The 13,593-nt window shown below is 38.6% G+C and carries 12 protein-coding genes; 5 read left to right on the forward strand and 7 right to left on the reverse strand.

The window, feature by feature from the left end:
• Positions 1-11: 11 nt before the first annotated feature.
• Entirely contained in the window at positions 12-938 is a 927-nt protein-coding gene (locus L7H18_03705) for a succinylglutamate desuccinylase/aspartoacylase family protein (protein ID UMX47527.1), read from the reverse strand.
• A 421-nt stretch (positions 939-1,359) separates the two neighbouring features.
• Here L7H18_03705 and L7H18_03710 point away from each other — a divergent pair, with 421 nt between their 5' ends.
• The 3 genes from L7H18_03710 to terL are packed head-to-tail and all read left to right on the forward strand — an operon-like array spanning position 1,360 to position 4,712.
• Positions 1,360-2,718 (forward strand): ParB N-terminal domain-containing protein, encoded by a 1,359-nt coding sequence (locus tag L7H18_03710; protein ID UMX47528.1) that lies wholly within the window; start codon positions 1,360-1,362, stop codon positions 2,716-2,718.
• A complete protein-coding gene (locus L7H18_03715) occupies positions 2,705-3,109 on the forward strand; it encodes a hypothetical protein (GenBank protein ID UMX47529.1) in 405 nt (134 codons plus the stop codon). Before L7H18_03710 ends, L7H18_03715 begins: the two co-directional genes overlap by 14 nt.
• A 31-nt stretch (positions 3,110-3,140) precedes the next feature.
• On the forward strand, positions 3,141-4,712 hold the full coding sequence (gene terL, locus L7H18_03720; GenBank protein UMX47530.1) for a phage terminase large subunit: 1,572 nt from the start codon (positions 3,141-3,143) through the stop codon (positions 4,710-4,712).
• A gap of 22 nt (positions 4,713-4,734) precedes the next feature.
• On the opposite strand, the gene L7H18_03725 is transcribed toward terL, so the two are convergent.
• Positions 4,735-5,043 carry a hypothetical protein gene (locus tag L7H18_03725; protein UMX47531.1) on the reverse strand — a complete coding sequence of 103 codons (309 nt, stop codon included), beginning with the start codon at positions 5,041-5,043 and terminating at the stop codon, positions 4,735-4,737.
• Between the two features lie 12 nt (positions 5,044-5,055).
• Positions 5,056-5,985 carry an endonuclease NucS gene (locus L7H18_03730; GenBank protein ID UMX47532.1) on the reverse strand — a complete coding sequence of 310 codons (930 nt, stop codon included), beginning with the start codon at positions 5,983-5,985 and terminating at the stop codon, positions 5,056-5,058.
• A 123-nt stretch (positions 5,986-6,108) separates the two neighbouring features.
• Between L7H18_03730 and L7H18_03735 the strand changes: the two genes are divergently transcribed.
• A complete protein-coding gene (locus tag L7H18_03735; GenBank protein ID UMX47533.1) occupies positions 6,109-7,368 on the forward strand; it encodes an ISL3 family transposase in 1,260 nt (419 codons plus the stop codon).
• On the opposite strand, the gene L7H18_03740 is transcribed toward L7H18_03735, so the two are convergent.
• The 4 genes from L7H18_03740 to radC are packed head-to-tail and all read right to left on the reverse strand — an operon-like array spanning position 7,360 to position 12,002.
• On the reverse strand, positions 7,360-7,539 hold the full coding sequence (locus L7H18_03740; GenBank protein ID UMX47534.1) for a hypothetical protein: 180 nt from the start codon (positions 7,537-7,539) through the stop codon (positions 7,360-7,362). The genes L7H18_03735 and L7H18_03740 overlap by 9 nt on opposite strands.
• A gap of 48 nt (positions 7,540-7,587) precedes the next feature.
• Entirely contained in the window at positions 7,588-8,364 is a 777-nt protein-coding gene (locus L7H18_03745; GenBank protein ID UMX47535.1) for a site-specific DNA-methyltransferase, read from the reverse strand.
• A 2-nt stretch (positions 8,365-8,366) separates the two neighbouring features.
• The gene (locus tag L7H18_03750; protein ID UMX47536.1) at positions 8,367-10,184 is read right to left on the reverse strand and encodes an AlwI family type II restriction endonuclease; all 1,818 of its coding nucleotides are present in this window, start codon (positions 10,182-10,184) and stop codon (positions 8,367-8,369) included.
• Positions 10,185-10,193: 9 nt separating this feature from the next.
• Complete coding sequence (radC, locus tag L7H18_03755) at positions 10,194-12,002, reverse strand: DNA repair protein RadC (GenBank protein UMX47537.1); 1,809 nt, start codon at positions 12,000-12,002, stop codon at positions 10,194-10,196.
• A 125-nt stretch (positions 12,003-12,127) separates the two neighbouring features.
• Between radC and L7H18_03760 the strand changes: the two genes are divergently transcribed.
• Entirely contained in the window at positions 12,128-13,441 is a 1,314-nt protein-coding gene (locus tag L7H18_03760) for a recombinase family protein (GenBank protein UMX47538.1), read from the forward strand.
• The last annotated feature ends 152 nt before the right edge of the window (positions 13,442-13,593 follow it).

Raw genomic sequence — 13,593 nt, forward strand, 5'->3', positions numbered from 1 at the left:
ACTTTTTGAGATCATCTTTGTTTCTTCTTATGTTCAGATTCTATTTGCTCGATAAAAATTCTTGCCAAACGAGTAGCCGCTTCATCAATAGCTTCTCTTTGCTCGCGCGACCACGGTTGACCGGGAATAACCTTCCCTAAGGCGAAAGATTCTTCGCCTGCCTTATTCATGTTGCGGGCAAAGAGAATAATGCTGTCTTTTGGAGCTTTTATTTCCCTGCCACCGTCGGTTCCAATGGTTTGGCCATCGGAAAGTTTTTCAAAATCTTTGAACGGTTTAGCCAGTTTAAAATTCGCGGTTTTGGTAATATACAATTCGTACATTTTTACCAGCGATTGCTTGCGGATTTTTGGCTTGCGGGAAATGTGCCCCATTGCTCCCAGAAAATCATAAATGCCTTCATTGGCGATTTGCGACGCATTGTTGTCGCCAAGGTAACCGCATTCCAAACAAATACCAACTTTGCCATGGCTGTTCATATAATAATCGGTGCCGCCCGGCTGGATCTGGTCCAATCCGGTAACGATCAAATTTACCGGCAAATGCCGAGCAATATCGTAAGAATTGTCTTCGCAAACAATAAACGGCCGGCTTTGTTTAACAAAACTGCAGTGCAAGTCTAAAAGCGCATCTGCCTGATCAAAATATGCCTTCAGGAATTGCGCCCGGGCGTATTCGTAGGTTCTTTTTTGTTCCAGAATGAAGAGCTTGTCGGGTTTAAACATCCTGTTCAAGTTGATTTCAATAAACCTGACTTTTTTCTTAATCGCTAGCGGATTGCCAAAACCGACCAAAACACGCCCCCGGTCAATCTTAAATTCCGGTAACATCTTTTTTAACGCATTTATCCCGCCCGCTTCATCGCCGTGGGTTCCGGCGAGAATAACGCTGGTCGGCCCGGTTTTACTTCCTTTGAATTCGATTAAATAATCCTGCATAAATACAATTATTTTTAGATGATAGCATTTTGTAAAACCTTTCTAAAGGTCTTGCGACCTTGCAAAAACCGTTCCGTCCGAGTTTGAAAACCGCAAAAAATATTAAAACTTGACAGAAACTTTAAATATGTAATCATAAAGTAAAATTAAATAGGGATACATTTGGATTGATACTTGCGGTTTTTAAAAAGGGAAGAACCCACTAAAAAACTGAAGCGGCATTTTAAGAATTGCCAATTCTTCTTGTTTTTTGTGTGGGATTTTTTGTATAACAAACAAGGGATTGGCGATTTTGCCAATCCCTTTTGGTTAAAAATACAAAAAAATGTTTCGCGATCCCCCACATCATGTATTTCTTCTTAAATCAGAAAGGTTTTAACCAAATTATTTAAACGCGTCCGAAAAACGCAAAACAAAAAATATGACTGATTCAAATAAACAAAACACTCTCGATAAGTTGCAAATTTCTTATGTGCCGTTAAGCGTTTTGCGGCCATCCGAATACAACCCGCGGAAATGGAGCAATGAGGCAATCAACAATCTTAAAGAAAGTATTAAACGCCATGGGATCGTTGATCCATTGTTAGTTAATTCCGCACCAGCGCGAAAAGGCGTTGTAATTGGCGGACATTTTCGGCTGTCAGTACTTAATGATCTTGGATTTACAAAAATTCCCGTTGTCTTTCTCAACATCCCCGATATTGAAAAAGAAAGAGAACTCAATGTACGGCTTAATAAAAATACGGGTGAATTTGATTGGGATATGTTAGCGAAATTCAATGATGATTTTTTGAGCGATGTCGGTTTTTCCAGCGAAGAACTGGATGAAATTTTTAATATTGAAGACATTCCCGAACAATTTGATTTAAAAAAGGAGCTAGAGAAACTTAATATTAAAGAAATCAAAGTAAAAAAAGGCGACATCTATGATTTGGACGGAAGCCATGTAATGTGTGGCGACTCTACGATTGAAAAGGATATGCTTACTCTTTTCGGCGATAAGCGGGCAGATATGTGTCTTACTGATCCCCCATACATCCTGGATTATTTGCACGGTAAAACGCGTAATGGCAATCCTACTGAAGGATTTGGCGCAAAACGGAATCGCCGGTATTTAGAAACTGATGTTTTGCCGGATAATTTCACCGAATTATGGATGGCCAATATCGCCAAAATCCAAAAAGAAAATTTCCATATTATTGTGTACGAAAATTGGAAGAATATTCCAACGATATGGGGCGAAATGGCAAAGCGTTGGAAAATTAAAAATATGCTTGTTTGGCACCTTCCAAATCGGATGCAGGGGTTTGCGGCAAAATATAAATTTTTCAGCAAACATGATATCGCGATGGTTGGAAGTTCAAATAGTAATTTCCAAATAAATACTGAACCCGAAGAAGGGATGTTGCAGAACGAATACGAAACCGCGTTGTATGCCATTGCAGGAAAACCTCACTGGGAGGGTTACGAAAAAGGAAAGCGGACATGCCCCACGGATTTCATTGAATTTAATGCGGCCGATGAAAAAAGTTCGGGCCAAGGAATTATTTTTGGAACCAAACCGATCGAGATACTTATCCCCTATATCAAAATGCTAACCAAGCGCGACGATTTAATCGCGGAGCCATTTGGTGGCAGCGGAAGCACGCTCATTGCGGCGACTAAAATGAAAAGGTTGTGCTATCTCATGGAAAAATCGCCCGTATATACTGAGGTCATTAAAGCTCGGTGGGAAAAAATGACCGGGTTAAAAGCAAAGAAAATACATGAAAAAGGATAAGGTAAAAGAAGCAGTTATTGAGCAACTTCGAAAAATTCCAATTATTGAGGTCGCTTGTTCAAAAGCCGGAATAGGGCGAACTACATTTTATCGTTGGAAAAAGGAAGATCAGGGCTTTGCCGAACTCATAGATATCGCGCTTCGAGAAGGGTTGGCGTTTGTTTCGGATATGGCCGAGAGCCAACTTATTTCCGCCATTAAAGATGGCCAAATGCCGGCAATCGTTTTTTGGTTAAGAAATCGACACGAAGATTATAAAACAAAAGTCGAAATAAGCGGCCGCATTAACCAGGCCGATGAAACTCTTACCCCCGAGCAAGAGGCTACTGTGAGAGAAGCTTTGCGCCTCGCCGCGCTGACAACACAAGAAACTAAATCCGATGACAAATAATCTAATAATCCCGAACAGCGTCATAGACACAATGATAAATGACAGAAAAGTTCGAACTTCCATTACGAGGGAAAGCCACTTTTTGTTTTTCCATTTTTACTTCCCTCACTATGTTACTTATCCAACCGCCGAATTTCAAAAAGAAATTTTTGCGCTGACAGAAGATGAAACAATAAAAAATTTCTTTGTCGTAGCATTTCGCGGATCAGGAAAATCGACCATCGTCACCACTTCATTCCCGATTTGGGCAATTCTTGGAAGACAAAAAATTAAATTTGTTTTGATTCTATGCCAAACCAGAAACCAATCTAAACAGCACATGACAAACTTGAAACGAGAGCTTGAAAGCAATATTTTACTCAAGAAGGATTTAGGTCCATTCGAATCTGAAAGTGATGAATGGGGTTCATCATCTCTGGTTTTCTCAAAATATGGGGCAAGAATCACTGCCGCATCGACTGAGCAATCCATCCGCGGTTTACGACATAATCAGTATCGGCCGTCCCTCTTAATTCTTGATGACTGTGAAGATTTAGCTTCAACAAAAACAGAAGAGAGCCGCACTAAAACTTATCAATGGTTGACGGGAGAGGTTATACCGGCCGGGGACAGAAATACTCGGCTGGTTGTTGTCGGCAATTTACTCCACGAAGACTCGCTTTTAATGAAAATTAGAAATAATATCCAAAACGAAAAAATTGAAGGCGTCTTTAAGGAGTATCCGTTATTGGATGTAAATGGAATTTGTTCTTGGCCGGGAAAATATCCTACAAATAAAGATATTGAAAACGAAAAAAGGCAAATCGGCAACGAAACCTCTTGGCAGAGAGAATATCTTTTAAGAATTATTCCCGATGATGACCAAGTGGTACGCCCGGAATGGATTCATTATTATGACCAGTTACCCGATTTCTCGCCGCAAACGGAACACCGCTTTGCGATCATTTCAGCCGATTTGGCAATATCGCAAGAATCCAGCGCGGATTTTACGGCGATTATCGTTGCGGAAATCTTCGGTTATGGAAAAAATGTTAAAATTTACATCCTTCCCGATCCGATTAACGAAAGACTTACTTTTCCTGAAACTGTTGAAAAGTTAAAAGCTATGGCCGGCGTTTTCGGTTTGATGGCTAAAATTATCGTTGAGGATGCCGGATATCAAAAATCAGTTATCCAGCAACTGGCTGCCTATGGATTAAATGTTGAAGGATTTACGCCTCACGGACAGGATAAACGCGCCCGGCTTTCCGCTACCACGCAAATGATCAAGTCCGGACATATTATATTTCCTAAACATGGCGCGGAAAAAATGATTCGCCAAATAATAGGGTTTGGCGCGGAAAAGCACGACGATCTCGTTGATTCGTTTTCGATGATTGTTATAAAAATCATAGAAAGCGAAAACTGCTATGGAGAAATTTCTTTCTTTTCGGGCGACAATGAATTTGACAGCAAAAAATATGGCTTAAACAAAGGGAATACACAAGAAGAAACCAAAAAATCAAACGAAGAGGAAAGAAAGAAGCTTGAGCGCGAAGCAGATTTAGAAATTTTACAACGCGATTTTAATCAATGCCAATCCGGATACTTTTTCGGTCAGTAGTTTTAAATCGATTTTTATTAACTTATTTTGCGGGCGGATTATAATTGTAAGCGTCAATGAGTTGCGCTATCCAAATTATTATCCCGGGTATTACAAAAAGAAAACAGCCCGCCACAAAGCTTATAAAAGCAATAATGCCTTTTAAAACTTCCCCCTTAACGATTTGCCCCATTCCGGGAATGAAAAAAGACAATAATGCGGGTACGCCGTATTTCTGTTTCGTATTTGTAGTAATGTTTATACTCTGCGCCGGAGCATATTTTTCGCGCTCTTGGGCTCGAACACGCTCCTCTTCTTGTATTTTTGCGATTTCTTCTGATGTTAATGGCATATATTTAAATTGTTAGATCGCTTCTTTTGAAAGATGAAAATCGACTTTATATGTATACAGGGCGATATTTTGCTGATTCATAAGCGCGTATTTGAGTTTATCGTCAGCTTCCAAAACAACGACGCACCCTTTTACGCTTTTATCTTGCGCCAAGTTCTTTTTAATCCAGGACATATATCTTAAAATCTGACCAACAACATAATCGGAAGGTTTTCCCTTTTTTAGTTCAATTATCAAATATTCGTTTTTATCCTTGGAAAGAGCCAAAATATCAATCGGGCCGACATCCGTTTGATATTGCTGGCTGTATAAATCGCCCTCATCGTATATCAAGCTATATTCCTTGCCAAAGATAGTTTTATCCCAATTGTCTATCAAAAAATCTTCCAAATGGCTTTCCAGCCCGAAATTTAACGGATCCACGATCCCTTTTTCTTCCAATTCTTTTTCTATCGCAGATTCATTATCGACTTCGGCACCTATCGGACTGTTCCCGGAGATATCTCCGAAAATACCATCCAACTGCCACAATGTAATGCCATATTCGCTGACAAGTTCGGTTAAAACATTGTTAACTTTAATATATTTTTCCGCAAAACCGTCCTTAGGCAAAAATTTTGGGAAAAGATCAAGCTGGCGCAATGCATCTTCGCTTCTTCGGTTCCAAACTCCGTATTTATCGGGATATGCAACAAGCAGAATCGGGGTTAATACCGCTTTGCCCAAACCATGAATAACGCATCTATCGTTTGCGCCGAAAATTTTGTTCAACCTGTCTTTCAATGGAATTGATTCATCGAGTAAAATCTTTAACATGTTTATTAACTTTACCATATTGGCGGTGATCATATTGCCTTGACGATGAATTCCTTCCCAATGGAGATTGTTTTTGATCAATAAAAACGACTTAAAATCTTCTTTGGATAAATTGCCCAAATTCATTAGATCAAATATTTTGCTTCTTCTCCACTTTATGTGATTCGTATTCTTGAATTTTTTCGGCGGCGGGGTGGAAATTATCCGTGGATTGGATATATTTGAAATATCTTAACCAATATTTCACATATGTCCAATCCACAGAACAACGATGTTAATTTGAATGTGTTTCAGATCGCGCTGGGTTTATCATCTCCCTGGTTTGTCCAGAAAACCGAATTTTCCCAAAAAGAAGGACGGTTGGATATTCATATCAGTTATCCCAAAGGTTCCCGCTTCATTTGCCCGCTCTGCCATCAAGAGCATCCGATACATGATTATCAAGAACGCGTTTGGCGGCATTTGAATTTTTTCCAGTTTGCCGCTTACCTGCATGCGCCGCTGCCTCGCCTGCAATGTCCGAAAAGCAACAATACCACAATTACCGTTTCCGTTCCCTGGGCAAGGCCAAACAGCGGGTTCACTTTGCTTTTTGAAGCTTTCGCGATGGAATTGGCAAGCCACATGCCTCTGGCAATGGTTGAAAGAATTTTAGGAATTTACGACAACCGCATCATGCGAATCGTCCAGCATTATGTGCGGGAAGCCCGATTAAAAGTGGATATGTCGGGCGTGAACGGAGTCAGCGTCGATGAAACCAGCAAAGCCAAAGGACACGATTATATTACCGTATTTTCCGATCAAAAAGAAAGAAAAGTGCTTTATATCACTGAAAACCGGGACGCTAAAACCTTTGAATCATTTGCAGCCAACCTTGCCGCCCACAAGGGCGATCCGGCTAAAATCACCACCGCCTGCATTGATTTGTCCAAAGCATTCATCAAGGGAGTTACTGACTATTTGCCCAACGCCGGCATTGTTTTCGATAAATTCCATGTAATGGGATATGTTAACAACGCCGTTGATGAAGTCTGCCGCCAAGAGCGCAAAGCCAATCCCTTACTCAACGGCACCCGCTACGCTTTTCTCCATAGTCCGGAAAATACCACCGCAAAACAGAAAAAACAGCTGGAAAACTTGTGCAAGCTGAATCTCAAAACCGTGAAAGCCTATAATCTTAAACTCGCTTTGAAAGACATTTATTCCCTTACCAGTCCATATTATGCCGAATCAAAACTGAAAAACTGGTATTTCTGGGCCACCCATTGCCGCTTGCGGCCGATGATCGAGGCGGCCAAAACTATCAAACGCCATTGGCAAGGAGTTGTTAGCTATTTCAAAGACCGGGTTACCAATGCGTTCGCCGAAGCCATCAACGGCATCATTCAGACCATCAAACGCCAAGCCAGAGGCTTCAAAAATACCGATAATTTTATCACGCTGATTTACTTGCGTTTGGGGAAATTGCATTTTGACCTGCCGCCCGTAATCGGCTTAAATTCACATTAAATGGAGAAGAGCCTTATTACCAGTTTGAATAGAGCGTAAAATTGCCGTCAAAGTACTTTTCCCTTGAGTATTTAAACCAAAAATGATTGCTTCACTGGAAAATTCACAACCGCCAGCATTGCAATCAACAAATCTTCCTATATTCTTAATTTTATGAATGCGTTTCAGCATAAATAGTTTATGTAAATAATCGTATTTACATTTTTAAATATCTGCCACCTATTTTTCATTAAAAATTCGTTTTTGAGCAAGCTCGGTGTATCTTTTTTCTTTTTCAATGCCAATCCAATTCCTTTCTAAATTATTTGCAACAATCGCCGTTGTACCACTTCCCAAGAAAGGATCTAATACTAAATCTCCTTTATTCGATGAAGCGAGTATAATTCTTTTTAGCATTTCTTCCGGTTTTTGAGTCGGATGAAGTGCCCTTCCATTTTTTCCATGCAATCTTTCCTTTCCTTGGACTAAGGGTAACGACCACACATCCCGCATTTGCTTTAAAGAGCCATCTTTCTGTTTTTCTGGGTTAATTTTTTTCAAATCGCTATAATTAAATATCCATTTCTTACCTTTTACAGCCCACACAATAAATTCCGTTGAATGGGTAAAAACTCTTTTTGTCATGTTGGGCATGGCGTTTGTTTTTTGCCAAACAATAACATTATTAATTTTAAAATTGAGTTGCTTAAGAACGATCATAACTTCGGAAAGGTTATGATATGTGCAAGATATATAAATCGAGCCGTTATCTTTTAGCGCAGAAAAACACCCGCCAATCCACTTTCTTGTAAATTGCATATATTCAGGAGCTGTCATCTTATCCCATTCTTCATTAATCATATACCAATCTCCACCAGTTTTATTTCCTTTCCATTTTAAGCCATTACCCGAGAGATTATAGGGTGGGTCGGCGAACACCAAATCAATTGATTTTTCATCAATCTTTTCTTTTAGAATATTTACGCAATCGCCTTTATAAATAATATTTTTCTCCATTGTTAAAAAATTAGGCTTTTCTCCCAAGAGGTAATGGTATTGGGGATATTTCTTACCCATTCATTTGAATCGGATAAATTTCGCGATACATCCAATATTTCATCATAGAGGCGGAAAAGGTCGCTATGCTTTAAAAGCTTCCCGTTTTGCTTAATCTCAATAAGAATTTTCAGAATTTTTATGAAGTCATCGATAGACAACGGAACAATTTTCTGTTTTTGTCCTTCATATTCATATTTTATAGAAGTCCAAAAAGTATTTATCGTATCACGGTGCAATTTAGGAGCCACGAATAAACAATAAACTTTTTTGTCCTGATACTTATTTTCAAAATCTCTTAAATGCCTCATAACCGGCTGGCCTTCGTTATACCATTGATCGCGTCCAGTAAGCATCGTAACTTCACAAATTGCATTATAATCTTTATAAAAACATTCAATGTCTGGGGTGTTTGCCGGAGCAGTGAATGTCGGCTCATTGTCATCTCCTACGGGATAGTTTGGTTTTATCCTTAAGGCGTCGTTCAAAGCATTAAGTCCAAGCGATAAAAGTTTTTCTAATAAAATCGGCTTATCTTCTGCGTTGAAAATATTTTTCAATTCTTCAATATATTTTTTAATCTGCTCTATTTCTTGAGACTTTTGATGATTTTGCTCATCTTGTAGCTCTCTTCGGTAGTCTCTTAAATCATTAATAAATATTTTCAGCTCATCCACATTTAATGTTTTGTAATCCGAAAATACTTTTTGACTTATTCCTATCCCTTCTTCGTACGATCTTATGTCTTCTAATAATTTTGTGGAAATTTCAACAAGTTTTTCTTTTGTTTCCCACGGTAGTTTTGGCTCCGAAATATTAGAAATGTAATCTAAATAATCTTTCTTTGAAGCGAAAGTTTTTGATTGTCCGTTATCGAAATTAAGTAAATTTTGAATTTCGATTGATCTCCTCTGTTCTAAGTCAATATAAAATCCTCCGCCTCGAATATATACATAACGAGTTAGGCGAAAATATCTAATTGCGTTATCTCCGTAATCTTTAAGATTCTTTAAAAGTTTTTGAATTTTTGCAACATTCGATACGCCTAAAAATTCTTTTGCAAAATATTTTTCATACTTATTCCAAACTATTTTTTGCTCTTGTTTTGATTTACCTTTGAGGGTTTTTCTTAGCGCAACAATCTTTTCGGCATAAGAATCTATATCCTCATAATTGACAAGCGTCGGACAAAATAAAGAAAATTCATCTTTGCTAATGCCTTTCGCTTTTTCTCCGATTTTCTCTGTTTTTTCGTTTACCTTCTGAATGAGATGAAGAACACTGATAAATGGCTTTATATTATAACCATCATCAAGTTTGTAGTCATCATTATCAAGGTTGGGAATTTGCCATTTTATAAAGCTTCTAAAAAATATTTCCCCAAGATCAAAATTGTCTTTTAGGAACAAACTTCCCAAACTAGTAATAAATAATTTTCCGTTCCTTATTACGATAAATCCAAATTTTTTAAGTGGATTTATAGACTGCCTGCCCCTCATCGCCGGGTCTTCGTATTTTTTAGCATTAAAAATTTCTTCAGCTTGTTCTAACGACATTTCTTTTGTCGGGTCATCGATTAAATCAACCTGCTCTTGGGAAAGTCCATTATAGAATTGAACACTTCCATAACCGTATATCCTTTCTTTAATCAGAAGAATTTGATATTTTTTTTGGCATTCCAAATCCCACTCACAATTTTCAAGTTGTTTCAGAACAATTAAAAAATCTCTCAATCTTTCGGGATTCCTTAATGTTGTTGTAATTGACCAAGGTTTTTTCATATTTTTAACTTAACTGGCTATTTTACAATAAAAAACTCTTTCAGTATGGCCGTTTGTTTCACTCTTTCCCGCTGTAAATGCTTTATAGTCTCGTTCAAAAATATCAACATCGCCACGGCTCTTTAATGTATTAATAATTTGCGTATCACTAATTCTTGCATTTGACCTTCCATCTTTTGATTCCCCTGTATTGTTGTATGAAACTAAAATATGCTTACAATTTGCGTTTCCAATTAGATCGGCGAAAGAGCTGGCAGCTGATTTTAGGCAATAATTACTCTTTAGCTGGGCCCTGTCCATTTTTTTTGCTTTTCCAAAAACTGGCGGCTTTCCCCAGTTCGCAAGATTTTCTAATAAATGGTAAGCATCGGCATATTGACGAGAATTATATGGCGGATCCAAATATAGAACATCGCAACTTAATTTTCTTATGAGCTGATTCGCATCTGTTTGGTAAATTTCATTATTTAAATTATTTTCAACTTTCAAATCTGGCATTAGGAGGCGTAATGGTTGAATCATGTCTAAATCCTTCCTGTAGGCATCGTAATGACCAACGGTATTCGCCACCTTATCTACCGCATATATTAGTGAAGTTATTAAAACTGTTTTTTCAACTTCATCTTTCGCAATTTCATCAATCTTTTCGCGGATAACCCCTATTTTTTTCGCATTTTCCAAAGTAAAAAAAGTGTTTCCGAAATTTTCAGAAAAATAATTATCGTATCTTGTATCTAAATTATTCAATAACGCTATTTTCTTAGCTATTTCTTCGCTATTCACCTCCGTGATTCCCAAGAAAGCTTTCAATGGAAGATAATTACTTGTGAGAAGGTCGTTTGAAATAACCTTGATGTTCTTTTTATTAAATCGATTTCCTACCACGCCCGTTCCGGCGAATATGTCACAAAAAGATTCAAATCCGTTACATTTCTCATTCACAATATCCTCGATAAATCCGACTAATTTATATTTGTTGCCCAAAAATCTTCTATTCTGTAGCTGGAAAAAACCTGATTTAATGTCGTTATTATGCGAAAAATTATTCTTCCGTTCTTTTTTAATAATATTCGGAGAATAGATCGGTTGATCGTTTTTCAATAAACTGAACAAGGAAATTTGGTTGCCATCGGAAATATAATTTATTTCTGATACTTGGGAATCGCTTAGGAAACTATGGGTTTCGCTTTCGCTAATGACAATAAAATCAACAATATTAATACCCATGATCTGCCCGGCTTCTAATATTTTATTCAAAACCTCGGAATCATGTTGGCTTGCGTTAACATCTCCTGATGGATGATTATGTATTAAAACAACTCCTGCCGCCCTTAACTCAATAGCGGGGCCAAATATTTCTCGAGGATGAATTAAACTTTTATCTAAAATACCGATAGATACGATTTCCTTTTTTAAAAGTACATTCCGAGCATTTAGATATAGACATACTAGATGCTCCTTTTTCTTATCTCTTATATCAGCTACCAGAGCAACTGCCTCTCGCGCAGATTGAATAATGTTGTCTTTAGGATTTAACTCATCAACGCAACGCTTTACTAATGCAACAGCTGAAACAATTTGTAAAGCTTTTGCTTTTCCGATTCCCGGAATTTCTAAAAGATCGGCAACGCTTATATTTAAAAAATTTTTACCAAATTTCTTGATTATTTGCCCGGAAAGCTCCTTAACGTTTTTCCCTTTAATTCCGCTGCCAATCATGATAGCTAAAAGCTCACTCTTAGAAAGAGCATCTGACCCCCTTTCGAGGAATCTTTCTCTAGGTCGATCAATTTTTGGGATGTCCTTTAATTTTCCCATTTATATATACTTATTGCATTTACTTTACTCTTTTTAAGGCATTTTTTCAATCAGCATAAGGGGGTCTGGACTCCCTAGCGCGGTTGCGTCATTAATGTACTTGTAAAGGAATAACAAGCAAATTTATGGAACAAACAATATCGTCGCAAATTCATAGCTCTCCGCCACTTATTGCCGCAAATCTCAAATATTGCCTTTATGCGCGGAAATCGACCGAAGCCGAAGATAAGCAGGCACTTTCGATTGAATCGCAGGTAAAGGAAATGCTAGAACTTGCGCGGCGAGATAATCTGAATGTGGTTGAAATCAAACGCGAGTCGCATTCTTCAAAGGAAGTTGGCCAGCGGCCTATATTTAACCAAATGCTGGGCGAAATCCGCCAAGGAAAGTATAATGCCGTATTGACATGGGCACCGGATCGATTAAGCCGGAATGCCGGCGATTTGGGATCGGTGGTTGATCTTATAGACCAAAAATTATTGCTGGAAATCAGAACTTATGGCCAAAAATTCACCAATAATCCTAATGAGAAATTCCTACTTATGATTTTGGGATCGCAAGCCAAGCTGGAAAACGACAATAAGGCCATAAACGTGAAGCGAGGACTACGAACCCGCTGTGAGATGGGTTTGAGGCCCGGAGTGGCTCCTACGGGCTATCTGAACGAGAAACACACCGACAGGAAATGCCAAGCGCGAATCGACCCGAAACGTGCGCCGATCATCAAACAAATGTTCGAAAAAGTGGCATACGAACAATTGAGCGGCCGGAAAGTTTATCGCTGGCTTAGGGAAATTAATTTTGAAACCAAAACTGGCAAACCATTGGTTCTGGCCAACATTTACCTGATATTTAGAAACCCATTTTATTATGGAGAATTCGAATATCCGGTCGGTAGCGGTAATTGGTACACCGGAAAACATACGCCAATCATTACTAAAGAACTTTTTGATAGGGTTCAATCCACGATAAATGAAAATTTTGTACCAAAAACCGAAAGCAAAGAATTTGCCTTCACAAAACTAATAAAATGCGGCCATTGCGGTTCGGGCATCTCGGCCGATGAAAAATTTAAAAAGCTCAAGGATGGCGGCACAAACCGCCACGTTTATTATTTCTGTACCCACGCCAGGAACATTGACTGCAAAAACTCACCAATCAACGAGCAATCCCTAATCAGCGAACTCGTAGAACTGATGGACAAAGTCGATCTTGATGAAATCGGAATCCGGTCAAGAATCGAGCAAGAAATCGCCAGATTCAACAAATTCAACGCCGGAGTACTTGGCAACAAACAACAAGCCAACAGCACGGAAATCGACATCAGAAATTACACCAAATACCTCCTCAAAGAAGGAACAATAATTGAGAAACGAGAATTACTCTCCTGCCTCAAAAGCAAACTGATACTTAGGGACAAAAAAATTACTCTGGAATAATCAAAAAGCCAAAACCGCAAAAAATGCAGTTTTGGGCTTCTGAATACGGCACTCAACCGGTATGGCTTAACTGGGTAAGGGATATACCACTCGGTCACCCGACTTAACATAGGCTGGCTGGCCATCTGGGGCGAAGTTGGAACATTATTCAA

The sequence above is a fragment of the Candidatus Nealsonbacteria bacterium DGGOD1a genome, from assembly GCA_022530585.1.
Taxonomy (GTDB): domain Bacteria; phylum Patescibacteriota; class Minisyncoccia; order Minisyncoccales; family UBA5738; genus UBA5738.

Coding starts and splice junctions, on each gene's coding strand:
- L7H18_03705 (UMX47527.1), bottom strand. CDS start 938: ATGCAGGATTATTTAATCGAATTCAAAGGAAGTAAAACCGGGCCGACC.
- L7H18_03710 (UMX47528.1), top strand. CDS start 1,360: ATGACTGATTCAAATAAACAAAACACTCTCGATAAGTTGCAAATTTCT.
- L7H18_03715 (UMX47529.1), top strand. CDS start 2,705: ATGAAAAAGGATAAGGTAAAAGAAGCAGTTATTGAGCAACTTCGAAAA.
- terL (UMX47530.1), top strand. CDS start 3,141: ATGATAAATGACAGAAAAGTTCGAACTTCCATTACGAGGGAAAGCCAC.
- L7H18_03725 (UMX47531.1), bottom strand. CDS start 5,043: ATGCCATTAACATCAGAAGAAATCGCAAAAATACAAGAAGAGGAGCGT.
- L7H18_03730 (UMX47532.1), bottom strand. CDS start 5,985: ATGAATTTGGGCAATTTATCCAAAGAAGATTTTAAGTCGTTTTTATTG.
- L7H18_03735 (UMX47533.1), top strand. CDS start 6,109: ATGTCCAATCCACAGAACAACGATGTTAATTTGAATGTGTTTCAGATC.
- L7H18_03740 (UMX47534.1), bottom strand. CDS start 7,539: ATGCTGAAACGCATTCATAAAATTAAGAATATAGGAAGATTTGTTGAT.
- L7H18_03745 (UMX47535.1), bottom strand. CDS start 8,364: ATGGAGAAAAATATTATTTATAAAGGCGATTGCGTAAATATTCTAAAA.
- L7H18_03750 (UMX47536.1), bottom strand. CDS start 10,184: ATGAAAAAACCTTGGTCAATTACAACAACATTAAGGAATCCCGAAAGA.
- radC (UMX47537.1), bottom strand. CDS start 12,002: ATGGGAAAATTAAAGGACATCCCAAAAATTGATCGACCTAGAGAAAGA.
- L7H18_03760 (UMX47538.1), top strand. CDS start 12,128: ATGGAACAAACAATATCGTCGCAAATTCATAGCTCTCCGCCACTTATT.